The 22,088-nt window shown below is 70.8% G+C and carries 22 protein-coding genes; 12 read left to right on the plus strand and 10 right to left on the minus strand.

The genetic code is table 11. The annotated features are described in order from the left end of the window. Positions 1 to 320: 320 nt before the first annotated feature. The 5 genes from ABL310_RS12080 to ABL310_RS12100 form a co-directional block, all read right to left on the minus strand. A complete protein-coding gene (locus ABL310_RS12080; RefSeq protein ID WP_349371919.1) occupies positions 321 to 1,229 on the minus strand; it encodes a MoxR family ATPase in 909 nt (302 codons plus the stop codon). Between the two features lie 278 nt (positions 1,230 to 1,507). Then, complete coding sequence (locus ABL310_RS12085) at positions 1,508 to 2,311, minus strand: xanthine dehydrogenase family protein subunit M (RefSeq protein WP_349371920.1); 804 nt, start codon at positions 2,309 to 2,311, stop codon at positions 1,508 to 1,510. A 68-nt stretch (positions 2,312 to 2,379) separates the two neighbouring features. Further along, the gene (locus ABL310_RS12090) at positions 2,380 to 4,743 is read right to left on the minus strand and encodes a xanthine dehydrogenase family protein molybdopterin-binding subunit (RefSeq protein ID WP_349371921.1); all 2,364 of its coding nucleotides are present in this window, start codon (positions 4,741 to 4,743) and stop codon (positions 2,380 to 2,382) included. A 136-nt stretch (positions 4,744 to 4,879) separates the two neighbouring features. After that, a complete protein-coding gene (locus tag ABL310_RS12095; RefSeq protein ID WP_349371922.1) occupies positions 4,880 to 5,374 on the minus strand; it encodes a (2Fe-2S)-binding protein in 495 nt (164 codons plus the stop codon). 221 nt (positions 5,375 to 5,595) lie between these two features. Next, entirely contained in the window at positions 5,596 to 6,093 is a 498-nt protein-coding gene (locus ABL310_RS12100) for a GNAT family N-acetyltransferase (RefSeq protein ID WP_349371923.1), read from the minus strand. A gap of 119 nt (positions 6,094 to 6,212) precedes the next feature. Between ABL310_RS12100 and pcaD the strand changes: the two genes are divergently transcribed. From pcaD to ABL310_RS12130, 6 genes are all read left to right on the plus strand, one after another. Beyond that, positions 6,213 to 6,995, plus strand: coding sequence for a 3-oxoadipate enol-lactonase (pcaD, locus tag ABL310_RS12105; RefSeq protein WP_349371924.1), 783 nt, complete (start codon positions 6,213 to 6,215; stop codon positions 6,993 to 6,995). Between the two features lie 83 nt (positions 6,996 to 7,078). Beyond that, on the plus strand, positions 7,079 to 7,873 hold the full coding sequence (locus tag ABL310_RS12110) for a glycosyltransferase family 2 protein (protein WP_349371925.1): 795 nt from the start codon (positions 7,079 to 7,081) through the stop codon (positions 7,871 to 7,873). Continuing rightward, positions 7,866 to 8,615 carry an AzlC family ABC transporter permease gene (locus tag ABL310_RS12115; protein ID WP_349371926.1) on the plus strand — a complete coding sequence of 250 codons (750 nt, stop codon included), beginning with the start codon at positions 7,866 to 7,868 and terminating at the stop codon, positions 8,613 to 8,615. The genes ABL310_RS12110 and ABL310_RS12115 overlap by 8 nt, the downstream gene beginning before the upstream one ends. Next, positions 8,612 to 8,971 carry an AzlD domain-containing protein gene (locus tag ABL310_RS12120; protein WP_349371927.1) on the plus strand — a complete coding sequence of 120 codons (360 nt, stop codon included), beginning with the start codon at positions 8,612 to 8,614 and terminating at the stop codon, positions 8,969 to 8,971. The genes ABL310_RS12115 and ABL310_RS12120 overlap by 4 nt, the downstream gene beginning before the upstream one ends. A gap of 329 nt (positions 8,972 to 9,300) precedes the next feature. After that, a complete protein-coding gene (locus tag ABL310_RS12125) occupies positions 9,301 to 9,639 on the plus strand; it encodes a hypothetical protein (protein WP_349371928.1) in 339 nt (112 codons plus the stop codon). Between the two features lie 237 nt (positions 9,640 to 9,876). Further along, positions 9,877 to 10,773 carry a sugar kinase gene (locus ABL310_RS12130; RefSeq protein ID WP_349371929.1) on the plus strand — a complete coding sequence of 299 codons (897 nt, stop codon included), beginning with the start codon at positions 9,877 to 9,879 and terminating at the stop codon, positions 10,771 to 10,773. Between the two features lie 13 nt (positions 10,774 to 10,786). Here the strand turns inward: ABL310_RS12130 and ABL310_RS12135 are convergent, their stop codons facing one another. Then, positions 10,787 to 11,074, minus strand: coding sequence for a hypothetical protein (locus ABL310_RS12135; protein ID WP_349371930.1), 288 nt, complete (start codon positions 11,072 to 11,074; stop codon positions 10,787 to 10,789). 249 nt (positions 11,075 to 11,323) lie between these two features. On the opposite strand from ABL310_RS12135, the gene ABL310_RS12140 reads away from it, so the two are divergent. Then, positions 11,324 to 12,037: an SDR family NAD(P)-dependent oxidoreductase gene (locus tag ABL310_RS12140; protein ID WP_349371931.1), complete on the plus strand. Its 714-nt coding sequence runs from the start codon at positions 11,324 to 11,326 to the stop codon at positions 12,035 to 12,037. 1,102 nt (positions 12,038 to 13,139) lie between these two features. Here ABL310_RS12140 and ABL310_RS12145 read toward each other — a convergent pair. After that, positions 13,140 to 14,204, minus strand: coding sequence for an IS110 family transposase (locus tag ABL310_RS12145; protein ID WP_349370788.1), 1,065 nt, complete (start codon positions 14,202 to 14,204; stop codon positions 13,140 to 13,142). 540 nt (positions 14,205 to 14,744) lie between these two features. On the opposite strand from ABL310_RS12145, the gene ABL310_RS12150 reads away from it, so the two are divergent. Then, positions 14,745 to 15,029: a GIY-YIG nuclease family protein gene (locus tag ABL310_RS12150; RefSeq protein ID WP_349371932.1), complete on the plus strand. Its 285-nt coding sequence runs from the start codon at positions 14,745 to 14,747 to the stop codon at positions 15,027 to 15,029. Positions 15,030 to 15,244: 215 nt separating this feature from the next. On the opposite strand, the gene ABL310_RS12155 is transcribed toward ABL310_RS12150, so the two are convergent. The 3 genes from ABL310_RS12155 to soxR form a co-directional block, all read right to left on the minus strand. Next, the gene (locus tag ABL310_RS12155) at positions 15,245 to 15,745 is read right to left on the minus strand and encodes a BLUF domain-containing protein (RefSeq protein WP_349371933.1); all 501 of its coding nucleotides are present in this window, start codon (positions 15,743 to 15,745) and stop codon (positions 15,245 to 15,247) included. A gap of 180 nt (positions 15,746 to 15,925) precedes the next feature. Further along, positions 15,926 to 18,166: a DNA topoisomerase IV subunit A gene (gene parC, locus ABL310_RS12160; RefSeq protein ID WP_349371934.1), complete on the minus strand. Its 2,241-nt coding sequence runs from the start codon at positions 18,164 to 18,166 to the stop codon at positions 15,926 to 15,928. Positions 18,167 to 18,813: 647 nt separating this feature from the next. Then, entirely contained in the window at positions 18,814 to 19,281 is a 468-nt protein-coding gene (gene soxR, locus ABL310_RS12165) for a redox-sensitive transcriptional activator SoxR (RefSeq protein ID WP_374730391.1), read from the minus strand. 81 nt (positions 19,282 to 19,362) lie between these two features. On the opposite strand from soxR, the gene ABL310_RS12170 reads away from it, so the two are divergent. The 4 genes from ABL310_RS12170 to ABL310_RS12185 all read left to right on the plus strand — a co-directional run bounded on the left by ABL310_RS12170 (position 19,363) and on the right by ABL310_RS12185 (position 22,063). Beyond that, on the plus strand, positions 19,363 to 19,605 hold the full coding sequence (locus ABL310_RS12170) for a DUF1127 domain-containing protein (RefSeq protein ID WP_349371936.1): 243 nt from the start codon (positions 19,363 to 19,365) through the stop codon (positions 19,603 to 19,605). A gap of 86 nt (positions 19,606 to 19,691) precedes the next feature. Then, entirely contained in the window at positions 19,692 to 20,462 is a 771-nt protein-coding gene (locus ABL310_RS12175) for an ion transporter (protein WP_349371937.1), read from the plus strand. A gap of 212 nt (positions 20,463 to 20,674) precedes the next feature. Further along, positions 20,675 to 21,379 (plus strand): CoA transferase subunit A, encoded by a 705-nt coding sequence (locus tag ABL310_RS12180; RefSeq protein WP_349371938.1) that lies wholly within the window; start codon positions 20,675 to 20,677, stop codon positions 21,377 to 21,379. 12 nt (positions 21,380 to 21,391) lie between these two features. Continuing rightward, positions 21,392 to 22,063 (plus strand): 3-oxoacid CoA-transferase subunit B, encoded by a 672-nt coding sequence (locus tag ABL310_RS12185; RefSeq protein WP_349371939.1) that lies wholly within the window; start codon positions 21,392 to 21,394, stop codon positions 22,061 to 22,063. Positions 22,064 to 22,088 lie beyond the last annotated feature (25 nt).

Consider the following 22,088-nt stretch of genomic DNA (forward strand, 5'->3'; position numbering starts at 1 on the left):
ACCGGCTGTCACCCCGGGTCGCGAAGCAGGCCCGGGGCCCAGATCCACAGGTGGTCGACGAGCGTGCGCGCTAGCGGGCGCGTCCACGAACGCTGCCGGAGGCGTCGAGCGCCGCGGCGTGGGCACGCCGCTCTTCGACGCTCCGGAGCGTATGGATCCCGGACTGCCTTCGGCATCCGGGATGACACCTCTGTCACCCCGGGTCGCGAAGCGGGCCCGGAGTCCAGATCCGGAGGTGTTCAATGAGCGTGCGCGGCAGCGCGCGCGTCCAGGAACGCTGGCGCCCGCGGCATCCCGATGCACGGCGTGCCCGACGCCCATCACCCCCGCGCCTCCGCGCGGACGCGGTCGAGCACCTCCTTGGCCTTCGACCCCTGCATCTTCTGGATGTCGTCCTGGTACTTCAGCAGAACCCCCAGCGTGTCGGACACGAGATGGGGGTCGAGCGCCACCGTGTCCAGCTCGACGAGGGCGGAGGCCCAGTCCAGCGTCTCGGCGACGCCGGGGACCTTGAACAACTCCTCCTTGCGGATGGCCTGGACGAAGGCGACGATCTCGGCGGAGAGCTTGCCCGGGGCGCGGGGCGCCTTGGCGCGCAGGATGGCGAGCTCGCGCTCGGCGTCCGGGTAGTCCACCCAATGGTAGAGGCAGCGGCGCTTCAAGGCGTCGTGGATCTCGCGCGTGCGGTTCGAGGTGAGGATCACGACCGGCGGGCGCTCGGCCTTGATCGTCCCGAATTCGGGGATCGTCACCTGGAAGTCGGAGAGGATCTCGAGCAGGAAGGCCTCGAACGCCTCGTCGGTGCGGTCGAGCTCGTCGATCAGCAGCACCGGCGGGCCGGCGGGATCGGGCTCCAGCGCCTGGACCAGCGGACGCTTCACCAGGTGGCGCTCGGAGAACACGTCGGAGGTGAGCCGCCCCTTGTCGGTCTCGCCCGCGGCCTCGGAGAGGCGGATCTCCATCATCTGCCCGGCATAGTTCCACTCGTAGACGGCGGCGGCGACGTCGAGCCCCTCGTAGCACTGCAGCCGGATCAGCTTGCGGCCGAGCGCCTGGGCCAGGACCTTGGCGATCTCGGTCTTGCCGACGCCGGCCTCGCCCTCGAGGAAGAGCGGGCGCCCGAGCTTGAGCGCGAGGAAGAGCACGGTGGCGAGCGGGCGGTCCGCGACGTAGCCCGCGCTCGCGAGCAGGCTCTCGGTGGCGTCGATGCTGGCGGGGATGTCGGTCACGGGCGCGCGGGCTCCTTCATGAACGCGATCCGGGCAGGCGTGGGACACGCCCGCCCGGGGGGACTCGCGAGAGTAGATGGCGTCGCGCCATCCGATGTCATCCCGGACGCCGAAGGCGATCCGGGACCCGGATCCTCCAACGTCGGCTTCGCGGCGCATGCGCCGCGTTTCTCGACCTCACCGACGTTGCGCGATGCGGCGCATGCGCCGCAAGACTCGCGTCGGCGGATATGGGTCCCGGACTTGCTTCGCAATCCGGGATGACAGAGTTACCCCCGTCAGCGCGCCGTCGCGGCCTCCACGGCGCGGCGCGCCATGACGCCGACGAGATGGGCGCGGTATTCCGCGTCCGCGTGGATGTCGGAGTTCATCATGGAGGCGTCGGCCTTCATCCCCTCCAGCGACTTCGCCTTGAAGCGCTCCTTGAGCGCCGCCTCGGCCTCGCTCCAGCGGAAGACGCCATCGGAGCCCGCGCCGGTGACCGCGACGCGCACCTCCGATCCGCGCTTGGCCACGAACACGCCGGCCAGCGCGTAGCGGGAGGCGGGGTTGCGGAACTTCGCGTAGGCCGCCTTGGCCGGCACCGGGAACGCGATCTTGGTGATGATCTCGCCCTCCTCCAGTGCGGTGTCGAACATGCCGGTGAAGAAGTCGTCGGCCTCGATCTTGCGCTTGTTGGTGGTGATCGTCGCGCCGAGCGCCACGCAGGCGGCGGGATAGTCCGCGGCCGGGTCGTTGTTGGCGACGGAGCCGCCGATCGTGCCGCGGGCGCGCACCGCGGGATCGCCGATGATCTCGGCCATCTCGGAAAGGCCGGGGATCGCCTCGCGGACGACCTCCGAGGTGGCGACGGCCGCATGCGTCGTCATCGCGCCGATGACCACCGAGCGGCCCTTGCGCTCGATGCCCTTGAGATCGTCGATGGCGCCGAGATCGATCAGGCTCGCCGGCGCGGCGAGGCGCTGCTTCATCGTCGGCAGCAGGGTGTGGCCGCCCGCCAGGATCTTGGCGTCCTCGGTCTTGCCGAGCATCGTGACCGCCTGCCGGACGCTTGTCGGCTTGTGATAGTCGAAGGCGTACATGGACTTGTCCTCGAAAGTTCAGACGAGCGGCGCGCGTCGGGCGCGCGCCGCGAGGAAGCCTGGAGCGGTCACTCGGCCGCCATCGGGACGCGCGTCTTGTGGACGGCGCGCCAGACGGCCTGCGGGGTTGCTGGCATCGCGATGTCCTCGTGGCCGATCGCGTCGGTGACCGCGTTGATCACCGCCGGCGGGGCCGCGATGGCGCCGGCCTCGCCGCAGCCCTTGATCCCGAGCGGGTTCGAGGGGCACGGCGTCACCGTCATGCCGACCTGGAAGGACGGCAGGTCGCCCGCGCGCGGCATCTGGTAGTCCTGGTAGCTCGCGGTGACGAGCTGGCCGCTCTCGTTGTAGATCGCGGCCTCCATCAGCGCCTGGCCGACGCCCTGGGCGATGCCGCCGTGGACCTGGCCCTCGACGATCATCGGGTTGATGACCACGCCGAAATCGTCGACCGCGGTGAAGCGCGCGATCGTCGTCACGCCCGTGTCGGGGTCGATCTCGACCTCGCAGATGTGGACGCCCGCCGGGAAGGTGAAGTTGGTGGGATCGTAGAACGCCCCCTCCTTCAGCCCCGGCTCCAGGTCCTGGCCCGAGAACTTGTGGGCGATGTAGGCCTGCAGCGCCACTTCGCCGAAGGCGAGCGACTTGTCGGTGCCGGCGACCTTGAAGCGGCCGTCCTCGAACTCGATGTCGCCCTCCGACGCCTCGAGCGCGTACGCGGCGACCTTCTTGGCCTTGGCGATCACCTTGTCGATCGCCTTGGTGATCGCCGACATGCCGACCGCGCCCGAGCGCGAGCCGTAGGTGCCCATGCCGAACTGCACCTTGTCGGTGTCGCCGTGGACGATGTTGACGGTGTCGATCGGCACGCCGAGGCGATCCGAGACGAGCTGGGCGAAGGTGGTCTCGTGGCCCTGGCCGTGCGAATGCGAGCCGGTGAGCACCTCGATGGAGCCCGTCGGGTTCACCCGCACCTCGGCCGATTCCCAAAGGCCCACGCCCGCGCCGAGCGAGCCCACCGCCTGGGAGGGCGCGATGCCGCAGGCCTCGATGTAGGACGAGAAGCCGATCCCGCGCAGCTTGCCGCGCTTGGCGCTCTCGCGCTTGCGCTTGCCGAAGCCCTTGTAGTCGGCGATCTCCATCGCCTTCTCGAGCGAGGCCGCGTAGTCGCCGACGTCGTAGTTCATGATCACCGGCGTCTGGTGCGGGAAGCGCTTGATGTAGTTCTTCTTGCGGAACTTGGCCGGGTCCATCCCCAGCTGGCGGGCCGTCACCTCGACGAGGCGCTCGACCACGAAGGTCGCCTCCGGGCGCCCGGCGCCGCGATAGGCGTCGACCGGCGTCGTGTTGGTGTAGACGCCGTCGACCTCGGCGTAGATCGCCGGGATGTCGTACTGGCCCGACAGCAGCGGCGCATAGAGGTAGGTCGGCACCGAGGAGGAGAACGTCGAGAGATAGGCGCCGAGATTGGCCGTGGTGTGGACGCGCAGCCCGATGATCTTGCCGTTCTCGTCGACCGCCATCTCCGCATGGGTGACGTGGTCGCGGCCGTGGGCGTCCGACAGGAAGGCCTCGGTGCGGTCCGAGGTCCACTTCACCGGACGGCCGACCTTCTTCGCCGCCCAGACGCAGACCGTCTCCTCGGCGTAGATGAAGATCTTCGATCCGAAGCCCCCGCCGACGTCCGGCGCGATGACCCGCAGCTGGTGCTCGGGCGCGATGCCGATGAAGGCCGAGAGCACGAGACGGGCGACGTGGGGGTTCTGGCTCGTCGTGTAGAGCGTGTAGCCGCCGGTGCCGGCATCGTACTCGCCGATCGCCGCGCGGGTCTCGATCGGGTTCGGGACGAGGCGGTTGTTGGTGAGGTCGAGCCGGGTGACGTGGGAGGCGCGGGCGAAGGCGGCCTCCGTCGCGTCCTTGTCGCCGAGGTGCCACTCGTAGACCACGTTGTCCGGGGCCTCGTCGTGCACCACGACGCCGGCGCCCTTGGCCTTGCCGGTCTCGACGATGGCGGGGAGCGGCTCGTAATCGACGCTCACCGCCTCGGCGGCGTCGCGGGCCTGGGCCAGCGTCTCGGCGACGACGACCGCGACGTGGTCGCCGACGTAGCGCACCTTGCCCTGGGCGAGCGCGGGATGCGGGCCCGCGCGCATCGGCGAGCCGTCCTTGTTGTGGATCATCCAGCCGCAGATCAACCCGCCGATCTGGTCGGCGGCGAGGTCGTCGCCGGTGAGGATCGCGACCACGCCGGGCATGGCGGCGGCTTCCGCCGTGTCGATCGCCTTGATGCGGGCATGCGCGTGCGGCGAGCGCACGAACACGGCGTGGGCCTGGCCGGGACGCGCGAGGTCGTCGGTGTAGCGGCCCTGGCCGGTGATGAAACGCTGGTCCTCCTTGCGGCGCACGGGCGCGCCGATACCGGTACCCGTCATGGCGGTGTCCTCCGAAAGACGCCTCTTTGCGGGCGATTTCTCAAGTCATGGATGAACCGTTTGCGGAGCCGCGCAGTGTCGGCGCGAGACGAAGACGCTCCGGAAAAGGCTGAAGGGAGCCGCGGGCGCGCGCGCCTCACTCGGCCGCCTGGCGCACGGGCGCGCCCACCATCGCCTTGGCGCCGGTCTCCACCGCGCGGACGATGTTGTGGTAGCCGGTGCAGCGGCAGATGTTGCCCTCGAGCTCGGTGCGGATGGTCTCCTCCGAGAGGTCGCCGCCGAGGCGGTTCACCATATCGACCGCGGTCATGATCATGCCGGGCGTGCAATAGCCGCACTGGAGCCCGTGATGCTCGCGGAAGGCGGCCTGCATCGGGTGCAGATCGGCGCCGCTCGCGAGACCCTCGATGGTCGTGACGGTGGTGCCGTCCGCCTGCATCGCGAGGGTCGTGCAGGCCTTCACCGCGGCGCCGTTCATGTGCACCACGCAGGCGCCGCACTGGCTCGTGTCGCACCCCACGTGCGTGCCGGTGAGGCGCAGGTGCTCGCGCAGGAATTCCACGAGCAGCGTGCGCGGGTCGATGTCGGCGGTCACGGGCTTGCCGTTCACCGTCATGGAGACGATGGCCATGGGTCTTGTTCCTCCTGTCGTCCGGCGCGTTGGCCGGTTGGTCCGTGCGGCGGGCGCCGCCGGCTGTGCTTGGACGACGAGCGCGGCGAAGCGCCACCTTCGAATGCGTCGAATTCGAGTGTGAACCGCGCCAAAACGCCGGTCAAGCGGGGTGCGGCAAGACGAAAGGACGATTTTCGCGCGGTCCCGATGCCGATTTGGCCAGTTCGACGGCTACCGTCTCAGAGAGGGCGGGAAAGGAAGGCGGCGTTCGGATCGTAGCTGGCGAGCGCCGGACCCATCTGCGGGCGAGTGGCGTCCCGGAAGCCGCGGCGGGTCCAGAACGCCGCCTTGCCCGTGATCGCCACGAGAGTGACGGCGCGGAAGCGCCCGCGGGCCTTCGCCGCGAGCGTGTCCACGAGCACGGTCGAGAGCCCGCTCCCGCGAGCCTCGGGGGCGATCACGAGATCGTGAAGATGCAGGGTCGAGGGCGCGTCCGGGAGGCGTCCGAGCAGCGTGTCGAGGGCCGGTGGGCCGGTCTCGGTCCAGGGATGCGCGAGACAATAGCCGGCGAAGGAACCGGCAGGCTCGAGGGCGAAGCACCAATCCGGCGCGAGCGCGAGGCGCTCCGCGAGAACGGCCGGCCGCTCCGGATAGTCCGGGTAGGTCGCCGTCGCCAGCGCCTCGAGTGCGGGCAGATCCGCCTCTCTCAGCGGCCGCCAGCCGGTTTCCTGCGCCATCTCTCGCCTCTCGTCGGGCCAAGGCCGCTTTGGCCGCCTGCCGCCTTACCGCGATCGTCGCCCTGCCCTATTGTGCCCGTCCGCGCCGCGCAAGATCGGCGGCCAGCCGGAGGAGCGCCATGGACCTGACGATCGACGGATTTCGCTTCAACGTGCGCCTCGACGGGCCGGAAACCGCTCCCGTCCTGATGCTGTCCAACTCTCTCTCCTCGAACCTCTCGATGTGGGAGCCGCAGATGGCGGCCTTCACGCGGCGATACCGGGTCCTGCGCTACGACCAGCGCGGCCACGGCGGCACGCAGATCTCGACGAAGCCCTTCACGATCGATCGGCTCGCCGACGATGCGGTGGCGATCCTCGATGCGCTCGGGATCGCCAAGGCGCATTTCTGCGGCGTCTCGATGGGCGGCATGACCGGGATGAGCCTCGTGCGCCGGCACGCCAAGCGCATCGATCGCGCCGTGCTCGCCAACACGGCCGCGCAGATGGGCCCGCCCGACCTGTGGAACCAGCGCATCCGGGCCGTGCGCGCGGGCGGCCTGGAGGCCGTCGTCGACGCGACCGTCGAGCGCTGGCTCACGGCGGGCTTCCGGAGCCGCTCGCCCGAATCGGTGGCCGCCATTCGCGGCATGATCCTCGGCACGCCGCCGGAGGGCTACGCCATGTGCTGCGCCGCGATCCGCGACATGGACCAGCGCGAATCGATCCGGTCGATCGAGAACCCGGTCCTCGTGATCATCGGCGCGCAGGATCCCGCGACGACGCCGCAGGCCGGCGCCATCGTGGAGGCGGCGATCCCGGGCGCCAAGGCGGTGACGCTGGACGGCGCGCACCTGACGAATTTCGAGCAGGCGGAGGCGTTCTCGCAGGCCGTGACGGATTTCCTCGCCGCGATGCCGTGAGCGCGCGGCTTGAGCGTCGCCGCCACAGCGTCTAGCAAGGGGCCGCCGCCGGGGCGCGGCTCTCATCCGTGGACATCCGGCCGGTGGCGACGCTTCCCCTCTCGATCTTCCTCATCGTCAAGAACGAGGCCGACCGCATCGGCGCGACGCTCGATGCGGTCGCGGGGCTCGCGGACGACGTCGTCGTGGTCGATTCCGGCTCGACCGACGGCACGCAGGCGATCGCCGAGGCCAAGGGCGCGCGGGTGATCCACCACGACTTCGAAGGCTACGGCCCGCAGAAGCGCTTCGCCGAGGACCAGTGCCGGCACGCCTGGCTCCTCAACCTCGACGCGGACGAGGTGGTCCCGCCGGAGATGGTCACGCACATTCGCGCGCTCTTCGCCGCGGGCGCGCCCGAGAAGGACGCCTATACGACCCGCATCGCCGAGGTCTTCCCCGGCGAGGAGGACGTGCACCCCCTCGCCTACGCGCTGACCCCCGTGCGCCTCTATCGCCGCGACAAGGGCCGCTACTCGGCCTCCATCGTCCACGACCGGGTCGCGCTCGCCCCCGGCGCGCGGGTGGGCGCCCTGAAGGGCACGATCCGGCATCGCTCGGTGCGCTCGCTCGGCGACCAGATCGCCAAGCTCAACGCCTATTCCGACCGCCAGGCGGACGATCTCGAGGCGCGCGGGGCGACGGTCGCGACCTGGCGCGTGTTCTTCGAGTTCCCGGCGGCCTTCGTGAAGGCCTATTTCGGGCGCCGCCACGCGGTGCGCGGCGTCTACGGCTTCCTGACCGCGATGAACTACGCCATCAGCCGCCACCTGCGCATCGCCAAGCATATCGAGCGCCGCCGGCTCGCCGCGTGGGGGAAGGACCGGCGGGATGCGTGATCCCGCAGACGCCGAAACCGGCAAGCGCGCGCCGAGCGCCCGGACGCTCGCGCTGCGCGGCGCGCGCGACGCGCTCGCCCTGCCCGCCTGGGTCGTCGGCTTCGCCCTCGTCGGCGTCGGCGGCCTCGCGCAGGACGTCGGGCATCCGCTCGGGGCGGCGATGCTGTCGACGCTGCTGATCTGGGCGGGGCCGGCGCAGGTGATCTTCTACGGCGCGATCGCGGCCGGCGTGGCGCTGCCGCTGATCGCGGTGGCGATCTGCCTCTCGTCGATCCGCTTCCTGCCGATGACGATCTCGCTGATGCCGCTGCTGCGCCGGCCGGGCCAGGGCCTGCTCGCGCAGATCGCGCTCGCCCATTACGTCGCCGTCACCGTCTGGGTGGAAAGCCTCCGGCGCCTGCCGCAGATGCCGGCGGAGCACCGCGTCCCCTATTATCTCGGCTTCGCCAACGCCTGCATCGTCACGACGACGGCGCTGACCGGGGTCGGCTGGTTCCTGTCGGGGACGCTGCCGGGGCCGCTGGCCTCGGGGCTCCTGTTCATCACGCCGATCTACTTCACGCTCGCCCTCGCGGCGGGGGCGCGGACCACCGTCGACGTCGCGGCGATCGGTCTCGGCTTCACGCTCGCGCCTCTGTTCGGCGTCCTGGTCGGGCGCGATTTCGATCTCCTGCTGACCGGCCTCGTCGGCGGCACGATCGCCTATCTCGTCGGCCGTCGCCGCCGCGGGAGGCGCGCGTGAGCGGGCTCGAGGCGATCGTCGGCGCGGGGCTCGCGCCGTATCTCGCGCTGATCCTCGTCGGCTTCCTGCCGAGCGAGGTCTGGCGCGTGCTCGGCGTCGTCCTGTCGCGGGGGCTCGACGAGGATTCCGAGGTCCTCGTCTTCGTTCGCGCCGTCGCCACGACCCTTCTGGCGGCGGTCGTCGCGAAGCTCGTCGTGTTCCCGAGCGGTGCGCTGGCGCTCGTTCCGATCTGGGCGCGTCTCGGAGCGATCTTTTTCGGGCTTGGCGCGTTCTTCCTTTCGCGTCGGTCCCTGATCGCGGGCGTCGTCGCCGGCGAGGTGTTCCTCGTCGCGGCCGCCACCCTCGCTCTGGGCTAGACGCGCGAAGCGGACCGCAAGCACGTCGCGCCACGAAATCGCCCCACGAGCCAGGGGGGTCGCGCAGGATCTTTCACGGAATACCGCCGTTGAGGATCGAGCGCCGAACTTTCGCCAAACGGCTCAGGTCGACTTCATGGCCCGCAACGGAGGTCGGCGTCCAGAACAGGACCGTACCGTCGCCAAAGGAGAGTTCGATGGAACACAAGCGTGTTGATCAACTCCGTAGCGTTGCCGATGTTGCGTACCAGCCTCCGAAGGAGGCCCTGACCCGCCGCGAGCGTCTCGAGCGGTGGGTCGAGCTCTTGGAGGCGGATCCCCGCCGCCGCTTGTATTCGCTGGGCGATATCGAGTTCCAGCCCCGCGAGACGCGCCACCTGATGCGCGCCGACGACAGCCCGCTCACCGTCGCCTACAACGACCCCGTCCTGCGCGGCCAGGGTCTCGAGAGCGACCGGCTCGGCGACGGCGTGGCCTTCTTCGGCCTGTCGGAGGGCGATGCGCATCGCATCCTGTGCTCGTGCCTGAACGGGCGCACGATGGAGGCCTCGACCGCGGCTCGCCGCGTGCGCGCCTCGGTGAACCAGCGCGGCCAGAAAATGCTGGCGCTCGGGATCACGACCGGCCTCGTGCTGGCCGTGCCGGCCATGGCGCTCCTCGTCGGCTGAGAGAGGACGGCCTTTCGTCCCGCCGACCAGGTCCCCCGGAACTCGGGACGTCGACGCGCCGCCGTCGACGTCCCGCTGTCGCGCCCGCCCGCGGCCGGAACCGGGCGCGGCGATGTGCGCGGCGGCCGAGCGCCATCGAGGCGCGATTTCGCGTTCGTCCCTCTTGCGCGATCGCGCCGCCCGTGATCCCTTCCCGCCGCATCGATCCCTGCTGACGAAAAGCCAGGAGCGCGGCCGTTGGAAGCTCTCTTCATCGGGCAAGCCTATATCGACGTCACCTTCGTGACCGACCACCTGCCGACCGGGGACGAGAAGACCGTCGCGCAGGACTACGCCATCTCCTTCGGCGGCAACGCCGTATCCGCCGCCTTCTGCTGCGCCAAGCTCGGCATCGCGCCCGACCTCCTGGCGACGGTCGCCGACGACTGGCTCGGGCGCATGTTCATCGACATGGCGGCGCGGTACGGGATCAGCGTGCATCATCGCAAGGTGCGCGAGAGCTCGCTCTCCTTCATCATGCCCAAGGGCGGCAAGCGCGCCATCGTGCGCTGCCGCGACGACGACTTCCTGCACCCCTTCCCGCCCTTGAATCTGCGCGGCTGCCGCGCGCTGCATCTCGACGGCCACCAGCCGGACGCCGCGCTGCACTACGCCAAGACCTGCCGCGAGGCGGGCATCCTCACCTCCCTCGACGGCGGGGGTCTGCGCGCCAACACGCACGAGCTGATGCCGTTCGTCGACGTCGCGGTCGTCGCCGAACGGCTGTGCGAGCAGATGAACCTCGCGCCCGGCGAGATGCTGGACTATCTCAAGAGCCGCGGCGTACGCGTGGGCGGGGTAACGATGGGCGAGCGCGGCATGGTCTGGTACGACGAGACCGGCGAGCCGCGCCACATGCCCGCGCTGGCGCTCCCCGCGGAGCGCGTCGTCGACACCAACGGCGCCGGCGACATCTTCCACGGGGCCTACGTCCATTCCTACCTCGCCCGCCCGGAGGGCTCGTGGAGCGACCACTTCGCCTTCGCGCGCGGGGCCTCCACGCATGCGATCCAGCGGCTCGGCAACGAGGCGAGCCTTCCGAGCCGCGCCGACGTCGAGGCGGCGATGACGTCGTTCCCCGAGCGCGCGGCCTGAGGCGCGCGGCCCCTCAGTGCAGCGGCGCCACCGCAGCGACGTCGCGGATGCGCTGGCGCAGGGCCTCGAGCCGGCGCTCGTAGGGCGCCTTGGCCGCCTCGTGGCGCGCCGCGAGGTCGGCGGCGATCTCCGTCTTGACCGGGTCCGGACCGTCCCACAGCGCCAGGCGCTGGCGCGCCGCCTCGTAGGCGAAGGCGAGGTCGGCCAGGATGGCGAGCGTCTCCTGAACGGCGGGGGTGAGGTCGTCGGGATAGAGCTGCGCGTCCGCGCGCGCCGAGCGGGCGGAAAGAGGCTTCGACATGAGGGTGGCGTCCTTCGCTGCGAGCCCCCGATCCGCGCCTTTTCCTGAGGCCCGCCGCCGCCGGCATTCTCCTGCGCCGGTCGCTGCGGAAGCGGGCCATGCAAGGAAACGCCGCGATTGTGGACGAGTGAAGGCAGCGCGGCCATGCGGAGGAGAGAGAGCGGGCGCAAGGGGACACCGGCGAGGCTTCCGAACCGGCCCCCGACGAAGCCCCTTGCCGACTCGTCCGCGCGCCCTCTTTTCGTTCGCATGAACGCTCCCCCGCTTTCCCCCGGCGCGGCGATCGTGGTCGGCGCGTCCGGCGGGATCGGCGCCGCCCTCCTCGCCGCGCTCGAGGCCGACGGCCGCTTCCGCCCGGTGATCGGCGTCTCGCGCGCCTCCGATCCCCCGCTCGACGTCGCCGACGAGGCGACGATCGCGGCCTTCGCGGCGGGGCTCGACGCCCGTCTCGCCGGCGCGCCGCTCAGCCTCGTGATCGACGCGACCGGGCTCCTGCACGACGAGACGCTCGGGCCGGAGCGCTCCTGGCGGGAGATCACGCCGGAGGCGATGGCGCGGGCCTTCGCGGTGAACGCCACCGGGCCTGCGCTCCTGATCAAGCATCTCGCCCCGCGCCTCGCCCGGGAGGGCAAGGCGACCTTCGCGACGCTCTCGGCCAAGGTCGGCTCGATCGGCGACAACAGGATCGGCGGCTGGTACGCCTACCGGGCCTCCAAGGCCGCGCTGAACCAGATCGTGAAGACCGCCGCGGTCGAGCTCGGCCGGCGGCGCCCGCAGGCCCTGTGCGTGGCGCTGCATCCGGGCACGGTGGACACGCGCCTCACCGCCCCCTTCGCCAAGGCCGGGCTTTCGGTCGCGACGCCGGCGATCGCCGCCGAGCGGCTGATCGCCGTCCTCGACTCTCTCGCGCCGGCGCAGAGCGGCGGGTTCTTCGATTATCGCGGGGAGAGGCTGCCCTGGTAGGGGGCCCTCCCCCTGTCATCCCGGACGGCGAAGCCGATCCGGGACCCATACCCGCCGTCGTCTCCCGAGCGGCGTTCACGCCGCGTCCCTCCGGCCTCGATGTCGCGTGTCGGCCGGCGTCGCACCCGGCGTGCGATGCGACCTGAAGGTCGCAAGACGAGCGTCGGCGGGTATGGGTCCCGGGTCGCCGTTCGGCGCCCGGGATGACAGACCTTCGCCCTGGGGGAGCGGCTGCCCTGGTAGGGGGCCCTCCCCCTGTCATCCCGGACGGCGAAGCCAATCCGGGACCCATACCCGCCGTCGTCTCCCGAGCGGCGTTCACGCCGCGTCCCTCCGGCCTCGATGTCGCGTGTGGGCCGGCGTCGCACCCGGCGTGCGATGCGACCTGAAGGTCGCAAGACGAGCGTCGGCGGGTATGGGTCCCGGGTCGCCGTTCGGCGCCCGGGATGACAGACCTTCGCCCTGGGGGAGCGGCTGCCCTGGTAGGGGGCCCTCCCCCTGTCATCCCGGACGGCGAAGCCGATCCGGGACATACCCGCCGTCGTCTCCCGAGCGGCGTTCACGCCGCGTCCCTCCGGCCTCGATGTCGCGTGTGGGCCGGCGTCGCACCCGGCGTGCGATGCGACCTGAAGGTCGCAAGACGAGCGTCGGCGGGTATGGGTCCCGGGTCGCCGTTCGGCGCCTGGGATGACAGACCTTCGCCCTGGGGGAGCGGCTGCCCTGGTAGGGGGCCCTCCCCCTGTCATCCCGGACGGCGAAGCCGATCCGGGACCCATATGTGGACGGCCCCTGGTCTGCAAGAGGGTCGAGCCGGCTCATCGAGATCGCCTGCACCCATATGTCCGACCTGTTCGCGCGGCCCGAGGGCCGCTGGCCAAGATGGGTTACGCTTGATCGGGCGCCGAACATACCCGCGATTTCATCGCGCCATTGGGTCCCGCGGCTTGGCCCGATCATCGACGTGTCGATGGTCCACCTCTCGTTCCTGCAGGTCACGCCCTCGCTTGTCGGCCCCGGAGGGCACGGCGGGCGGCGGGCGTCTCGGGCGCGCCGGGGCGGCCGCAGGTGCGGCCGGCCGGCGCGAAACGGGGTGCGGCGGCGCTCACGCCGCGGCCTCCAGCGGCTCGAGGGCCGGGCCGTGATCGCGGTCGAAGCGCGCGCCGGAGGCGAGGAGCTTCCACAGGATCCGCGCCACCCGGTTGGCCAGCGCGACCGCGACCTCCTTGAACTTCTTCTTGGGCAGGAGCCGCGCCGCCCAGGCGACGAGCCGCCCGCCGCCGCAGGCCTCCTCGCCGCGGCGCTTCACCTGCTGGAGCAGCGCCGTCGCCGCGCAGACGAGATCGGCCCTGAGCGCCATGTCGCCCGCGCGGGTGATGGCGCCGAGGCGCTGCCTGTTGGCGGTGGTGTGGTCGCGCGGAGTGAGCCCGAGCCAGCCGGCGAAGGCGCGTCCCGAGCGGAAGCGCCGCGGATCGCCCACCGCCACCATCGTGCGCCAGGCCACGACCGGGCCGACGCAGGGCACCTCCATCAGCCGGCGGCAGGCCTCGCTCGCCCGCGCCGCCTTCACGAGCGCGGCCTCCGCGGCCGCGACCCGCGGGCCGAGGCGCTCCCATTCGTCGGCGAGATCCTCGAAGACGAGCCGCGCGTGCGTCGGCAGGTCCGTGCGGGCGAGGATCTCGCCGAGGATCGTGGGGATGTATCGGGCGCCCTGCGGAGCCACGATCCCGAGCTCGGCGGCGTAGCCGCGAACGCGGTTGCCGATCTCGGTTCGGCGCGCCTGGAGCGCCCGCCGGTGGTCGACGAGCATGGCGGCCGCCTGCTGCGCCTCGCTCTTGATCGGCACGAAGGTCGTGTCCGGCTCCCGCACGGCCCGGCAGATCGCCCGGGCGTCGGCGGCGTCGTTCTTGTTGCGCCCGACGAAGGGCTTGGCGAGCTGGGGCGGCACGATGCGCGCGTCGTGGCCCATGGCGACGAGCTCGCGCGCGAGAAGGTGCGCGCCCCGGCACGCCTCGATCCCGATCAGCGTCGGCGCAAGCGCCGAAAGCTTCTTCTTCATCCGCGCCGGCGTCCCGCTCTCGCGCCAGACCTCCCGGCCCGACGCGTCCGCGCCGGACACCGCGAAATGAGCCTTGGACGTGTCGATGCCGATCGCGCTAAACTCCTTCATGGACGGTCCCTCCCTCAGATCGAGCTGCAGATACTCCATCTTGGCACACAGATGCCGCCGGGTGGGGCCGTCCACACCAACATACGCGCCGTCGTCTCCCGAGCGGCGTTCACGCCGCGTCCCTCCGGCCTCGATGTCGCGTGTGGGCCGGCGTCGCACCCGGCGTGCGATGCGACCTGAAGGTCGCAAGACGAGCGTCGGCGGGTATGGGTCCCGGGTCGCCGTTCGGCGCCCGGGATGACAGACCTTCGCCCTGGGGGAGAGGCTGCCCTGGTAGGGGCGCCCTCCCCCTGTCATCCCGGACGGCGAAGCCGATCCGGGACCCATACCCGCCGTCGTCTCCCGAGCGGCGTTCACGCCGCGTCCCTCCGGCCTCGATGTCGCGTGTGGGCCGGCTTCGCACCCGGCGTGCGATGCGACCTGAAGGTCGCAAGACGAGCGTCGGCGGGTATGGGTCCCGGGTCGCCGTTCGGCGCCCGGGATGACAGGGGCTTTCAATGAGTGTAGTATTGACGCTAATGTATTTCAGGGTTGCTCACGATGTACTATGTGTACGTGCTGGCAAGTCGCCGCTACGGGACTCTCTACGTCGGGGTGACCAACGATCTCGCCCGGCGAGTGTGGAGCCACAAGGAAGGGCACTTTCCCGGTTTCACCAAGAAATACGGCGTCACGCGCCTGGTCTGGTACGAGAGCTACGAGAGCATCCACGACGCGATCGCGCGGGAAAAGCGGCTCAAGCGCTGGCGGCGCGACTGGAAAATCGAGCTGATCGAGGCGGAGAACCCGCTCTGGAGCGACCTCTACAATATCCTGAACCGATAAACGCTGTCATCCCGGACGCCGAAGGCGATCCGGGACCCATATCCGCCGACGCCCGTCTTGCGACCTTCAGGTCGCATCGCGAGCCCCGTGCGAAGCCGGCCCAAACGCGACATCGAGGGCGGAGGGACGCGGCGTGAACGCCGCTCCGGAGACGACGGCGGGTATGGGTCCCGGGTCGCCGTTCGGCGCCCGGGATGACAGACCTTCGCCCTCGCTCAGCTCGCCGTGCGGAAGACGATCTCGTCGGCCATGTCGATGCGCGGGCGCGGCGCGCCGAGGATGGCGTTGTCGGCGGCCTGGACGCGGGCCGCCTCCTCGAGGAAGCGCAGAAGCGCCGCGGGGCTGAGCGCGGCGAGGTCGAGGTCGCGCCCGTGGCGGAAGCGGCGCGCCAGATCGTCCGGGATGCCCGCGAGATCGCAGAAGGCCATGGTCCAGGAGCCGAAGCGGCGCTCCTCGATCTCGCGGACCTCCAGGATCTCGATGCGCTCGTGGCGGGCATCGCGGCAGATGCGGGCGAAGGTCTCGGATACGGCGGCGCGACGGCCCTCCAGCACCTGGGCGAACAGTCGCGGCGCCGCGACCAGCGCGCCGGTGATCGCGTCGCGCTCGTTGTTGCGCCGCGATGCGAGCAGGATGTCGTCCCAGGCGGCGAGGAAATCGGAGCCGATGCGCTCCGCATGCGGGCGGCTGACGTAGATCAGACGCGTCAAGGGCATGGCCGTGTCGCTCCCGATGAGGGCCCGCGCGATTCACGCGGGGCGTGAGTAGTTTTACGGGAGCATGCAGCGGGCCGGTTAACGCGTCTTCACCGCCGATTGAATTTTTAGCAAGGCGGGAATGCGCAATTATGAAAGCCCGTTAGGCGACACGGCGGCCGAGCGGGACCGGTCGCTCGGCTAGAACCGGTTGCTCTTGGGGAATCCCTTCGGCGGCAGGCGGCCCGCGTCGGCGCGATTGGCGATCCAGTCGCGCAGGTCCTCGCCCTTGACCGTCCAGGTGCGGCCCGACGTGTCGACCCAGGTGAGACCCTCCTCGAGCGGAAACACCTTCACGTCCGAGACGCCGCCGTCGCGATAGCGCTGCAGGCGCACGCCCTTGCCGCGGCTCATCTCCGGCACCTGGGAGAGCGGGAAGACGAGGAGCTTGCGGTTCTCGCCGACGATGGCGACGTGGTCGCCCTCGGCCGGGACGGCGAGCATCGCCTTCGCGCCCGCGTCGACGTTGAGCGCGAGCTTGCCCTTGCGGGTGTTGGCGACGAGCGCGTCCTCGGGGGCGAGGAAGCCGCGGCCGTCGGCGGAGACGAGGAGGCGCTTGGCGCCCGGCCTGTGGGGGAAGATCGCGGCGATCTCGGCGTCGTCGTCGAAATCGACCATGAGCCGGATCGGGTCCCCGAAGCCGCGCCCGCCGGGCAGCTTCGCGGCGTCGAGCGTGAAGGCCTTGCCGTTGGTCGCGAGCGCGAGGATCTTCGCCGTCGTCTCGGTGTGGAACGAGAAGGCGAGCGCGTCGTCGCCCTTGAAGGCGACCGACGAGACGTCCTGGACGTGGCCCTTGAGGGCGCGGATCCAGCCCTTCTTCGAGACGATGACGGTGATCGGCTCGCGCTCGACCATGGCCTCGGCGATGTCCACGGCGGAGGCGGCGGGCATGTCCTCGAAGGTGGTGCGGCGGCGCCCCAGCGCGGTCTCGCCGGAGAAGCTCTTGCGGACCTCGCGGATCTGCTTGCCCACCGCCTTCCACTGCTTGGGCTCGCTGGCGAGGAGGGCGTCGAGCCCCGCGCGCTCCTCGGTGAGGGTGTCGAGCTCGCGCTTGAGCTCCATCTCCTCGAGCTTGCGCAAGCTCCGCAGGCGCGTGTCGAGGATGGCGTTGGCCTGGATCTCGGTGAGGTCGAATTCCCGCATCAGCTCCTGCTTGGGCTCGTCCTCCTCGCGGATGATGCGGATGACCTTGTCGAGGTCGAGATAGATGATCAGAAGGCCGCGCAGGATCTCGAGGCGGCGGTCGATGACCGAGAGCCGGTGGCGCGAGCGGCGCTGGAGCACGTCGCGGCGGTGGTCGAGCCAGGCCCGGAGCGCCTCGGCGAGGCCGATGACGCGGGGCACCGTGCCGCCGACCAGCACGTTCATGTTGAGCGGGACGCGCGCCTCGAGATCGGTGAGCCGGAAGAGCGATTCCATCATCAGCTCGGGCTCGACCGTGCGCGCGCGCGGCTCGACGACGATGCGCACGTCCTCGGCCGATTCGTCGCGGATGTCGCCGACGAGGGGCAGCTTCCGCTCGGCGAGGAGCTCGGCGATCTTCTCGATCATCCGCGACTTGCCGACGCCGTAGGGGATCTCGGTGACGACGGCGGCCCATTGGCCGCGGCCGAGATCCTCGCGGGTCCAGCGGGCGCGCACCCGGAAGCCGCCGCGGCCGGTATTGTAGGCCTCGACGATCTGCTCCCGGCGCTCGACGATGATGCCGCCGGTGGGGAAATCCGGCCCCGGCACGAAGGCGAGGAGCTGCTCGGACGTGGTCTGCGGATGGTCGATCAGGTAGAGCGCGGCGTCGCACAATTCGGCGGCGTTGTGCGGCGGGATCGAGGTCGCCATGCCGACCGCGATGCCCTGCGAGCCGTTGGCGAGGAGGTTCGGGAAGGCGGCGGGGAGCACCGCCGGCTCGTCGGTGGAGCCGTCGTAGTTCGGGCGGAAGTCGACCGTGTCCTCGTCGATGCCGTCGAGGAGGAGGCGCGCGACCTCGGTGAGGCGCGCCTCCGTGTAGCGGTAGGCGGCGGCGGAATCGCCGTCGATGTTGCCGAAATTGCCCTGGCCGTCGACGAGCGGGTAGCGCGAGGCGAAATCCTGGGCGAGGCGCACCAGCGCATCGTAGATCGCCTGGTCGCCGTGGGGGTGGAACGAGCCCATGACGTCGCCGACGACCTTGGCGGACTTCTTGAACGGCGAGCCGGGGTCGAGCCGCAGGAGGCGCATGCCGTAGAGGATGCGCCGATGCACGGGCTTGAGCCCGTCGCGCGCGTCGGGCAGCGCGCGGTGCATGATCGTGGAGAGCGCGTAGGCGAGATAGCGCTCCTCCAAGGCCTCCTTGAGGTTGATGCTGTCGGCGTCGCCGCCGGACGGCGGCTCGACGGGCTTGCCCATGGGGCTCCTCGCATTCTGGTTCGAATCACAGGACTAGAACGGAGGGGGTACGGATGGCAAGGGCGGGGATGGAGTTGTCCACGTCCGTGGTGTGGCGCGGACGCACTCCCCTCTCCCTCGTGGCTCCTCGGTGCACGCATCTCCTTCAGTCGAGCGTCGGCGACCGCGTGCTCGGGGAGCGGACGAGCGGCGCTCGTCTTTCCTTCCCTGTAGGGGAAGGTGGCGCGCCGCCGCAGGCGGCGTGACGGATGGGGCGCGGCGCGCGAGCGACGCGTTCCGCGAAGCGGAAGCCGACGGCGGCGTCCGGCTCGACCGTCCGTTTCGGCTTCGCCGAACGCGCGTGCCGCGCGCCCCATCCGTCTCGGCTTCGCCGAGCCACCTTCCCCTACAGGGAAGGAGAAAGGCTCGGCGCCCGTCGAGCAGCTCCGCGACGTCGCTCGTCCACGCCGGACGAGCTAGTCGCTTCTCACAACTATCTCGACCTCGATGCCGGCGGCTCCGGCCAGGCTCGCCACGGGCTTTTCGTCGGCGGGCCGCGTTTCCGCCTTCTCCCTTAGGCGGCGCTGCATCGCCGTCGCGACAGTTCTGCACGCCCCTCACCCCCTGCCCCTCTCCACGAGGGAGAGGGGAGATTTCGCCAGGCGCGATCACGCCCCCTCCCCGCCCCCGATCAGATGCCGCGGGCCCGGGCCCTTTCGGGCGACGCGGTCGCCCTGGTTGCGGAGAGCGCAATCGTCGAGCGAGAGGCAGCCGCAGCCGATGCAGCCGGAGAGGTCGTCGCGCAGCTTCTCGAGCAGGCGGATGCGGGCCTCGATCTCGTCGCGCCAGGAGGCGGAGAGCGCCGCCCAGTCGGCGGCGCCGATGGGGCGCTCCTTCGGCAGGGCGTCGAAGGCGGCGCGGATGGCAGCGAGCGGAATGCCGACGCGCTGGCCCACCCGCACGATCGCGATGCGGCGCAGGACGTCGCGGGCGTAGCGGCGCTGGTTGCCGGAGGTGCGGACGGACTCGATGAGCCCCTGCGCCTCGTAGAAATGCACGGTCGAGACCTTGACGCCCGAGCGCCGGGCGACCTCTCCCACCGTGAGCAGGATCGACCTGTCGATGCGCGTCGCCACCACGTGCGCGTCCTCTCTTGACCTCGATATTGGTTGAGGTTTTATGCCTGTGAGCCTCCCCGGTCAAACCGAGAGGCCACCATGCGTCCCGACCCCGCCTTCCCCGTCCCGCCCCCCGCCCGCCACGTCGCGCGCGCCGCCTGGCCGCTGCGGCGGTTCCTCTGGAAGCGCGCGCTGGCGCGGCTTCTCGTGGGGCTCGGCATCGGCCGCGGGACGGGCGCCACGACGGCCCGCTCCCTCGCCCATCTCGACGACCGGCTGCTGCGGGACGTCGGGCTCAGGCGCGAGCAGGGGCCGGGCGGCGACCGGTATCGGCGGCTGTGAGGGGCGCAGCGAAACGGGCGGCAGGAGTTGACTAGACGTGCCCGCTACACTCTGAATTGCGCGTCTGCACCATAGGGCTCGAATCCTTGCTGTCGCGCGCCTCGCTCCACGCTCAGCTCGCCCCGGACGCCCGTCCGGGCGGCCTCTCGCCGCTCAACGCCGCGATCGTCGTGCTGATCGCCGCGTCGGTGGTGGTCGCGATCCTGGAGACGGAGCCTGCGCTTCACGTCGGGCGCGAGGCCGCGTTCCGAGCCGTGGAGATGGGCTTCGCCGCCGTCTTCGCCCTGGAATACCTGGCGCGGCTCTGGGCGGCCGGCGAGGATCCGCGCTATCGCGGCCTGCGCGGGCGCGTCGCCTACGCGCTGACGCCGACGGCGCTGATCGACCTCCTGGCGCTCGCCTCGCTCGCCGCACCTCTGGCCGACGGGAACGGCGCACTGCTGCGGCTCTTGAGGCTCGCGCGCATCCTGCGGCTGGCGAAGCTCGGGCGGTTCAGCCGCGCGTTCCGGGCGCTGTCCGAGGCCGTGCGCCTGCGCGGCCACGAGCTGGTCGCGAGCCTCGTGATCGCGGGCCTGCTGCTGCTCGCCTCGTCGAGCCTGCTCTACGTGGTCGAGGGCGGCGCGCAGCCGGAGGCGTTCGGCAGCATCCCGCGGGCCATGTGGTGGTCGGTGGCGACGCTGACCACGGTGGGCTACGGCGACGTCTTCCCCGTGACGCCGCTCGGAAAGCTGCTCGCGGGCGCGACGGCGATCGCCGGCATCGGGCTGATCGCGCTCCCCACCGGCATCCTCGCCGCCGCGTTCAGCGACGCGCTCCAGCGGGCGCGAGAGGCGAAGGAGCCGGCGGGGGACGCGTGAGGGGCGCCGCCGGAAACCCCTCGCCACAAGGGCGAGGGGAGACCGTCGGCGCCTTGCGCCGGACGATCGCGCGACCCGAACGTCGTCACCCCTCTCCCGTTCGGGACCCGTTCGGGAGAGGGGCTCGCCCTTTTTCCGCACCGCAGCGCGTTGCCTCCCCCCGCGGCCTTCCTGTAGAGGAGACGCGTACGGAACCTGGAGGTCGAACGGCCATGAAGAAGGTCTATCCCGACGCGACGGCGGCGCTCGCGGGGCTGCTCGAGAACGACATGACGATCATGGCCGGCGGCTTCGGCCTGTGCGGCATCCCGGAGAGCCTGATCGAGGCGATCAAGCTCTCGGGCGTGAAGGGGCTCACCGTGATCTCGAACAATGCCGGCGTCGACGGCGTCGGGCTCGGCATCCTGCTGGAGACGCGCCAGATCCGGAAGATGATCTCGTCCTATGTCGGCGAGAACAAGACGTTCGCGCAGCAGTTCCTCGCCGGCGAGCTCGAGCTCGAGTTCAACCCGCAGGGCACGCTCGCCGAGCGGATCCGCGCCGGCGGCGCGGGCATCCCCGCCTTCTTCACCAAGACCGGCGTCGGCACGCTGATCGCCGAGGGCAAGGAGGTGCGCGAGTTCGACGGCGAGACCTACGTGATGGAGCGCGGGCTCTTCGCCGACCTCGCCATCGTGCACGCCCATACCGGCGACACCGAAGGCAACCTGATCTACCGGAAGACGGCGCGCAACTTCAACCCGATGATGGCGACCGCCGCCGAGGTGACGGTGGCCGAGGTCGAGCACCTGGTCGAGCCGAGCCAGCTCGACCCGGACCACGTCCACACCCCCGGCATCTTCGTGCAGCGCCTGATCCACGTGCCGCACGCCAAGAAGCACATCGAGCAGCGCACCACCCGCCCGCGGGCGGCTTGAGGAGGCGAGACCATGCCCTGGACCCGTGAGCAGATGGCCGCCCGCGCCGCGCGTGAGCTGCGCGACGGCTTCTACGTCAATCTCGGTATCGGCATCCCGACGCTGGTGTCGAACTACATTCCCGAAGGCATGACCGTTCAGCTGCAGAGCGAGAACGGCATGCTCGGCATGGGCCCCTTTCCCTTCGAGGGCGAGGAGGACGCCGACCTGATCAACGCCGGCAAGCAGACCATCACCGAGCTGCCGACGACCTCGTACTTCTCCTCGGCGGACAGCTTCGCGATGATCCGCGGCGGGCACATCGACCTGTCGATCCTCGGCGCCATGCAGGTGGCGCAGAACGGCGACCTCGCGAACTGGATGATTCCCGGCAAGATGGTGAAGGGCATGGGCGGCGCCATGGACCTCGTCGCCGGGGTGAAGAAGGTGGTCGTGGTGATGGAGCACGTCGCCAAGGCGAAGGACGGGACGGAGAGCCCGAAGCTGCTCCATTCCTGCGACCTGCCGCTGACGGGCACGCACGTGGTCGACATGGTGATCACCGATCTCGGCGTCTTCACCATTGACAAGCACGGCGACGGCGGGATGGTGCTGGTCGAGCTCGCCGACGGCGTCAGCCTCGACGACATCGCAGCGAAGACGCAGGCGACCTATCGGGTGGCCGAGGGGCTGAGCGCCGCCTGAGGCCTCGCCGGCGACCGGAACTCGG

It is taken from the genome of Salinarimonas sp. (genome assembly GCF_040111675.1).
Taxonomy (GTDB): Bacteria; Pseudomonadota; Alphaproteobacteria; order Rhizobiales; family Beijerinckiaceae; genus Salinarimonas.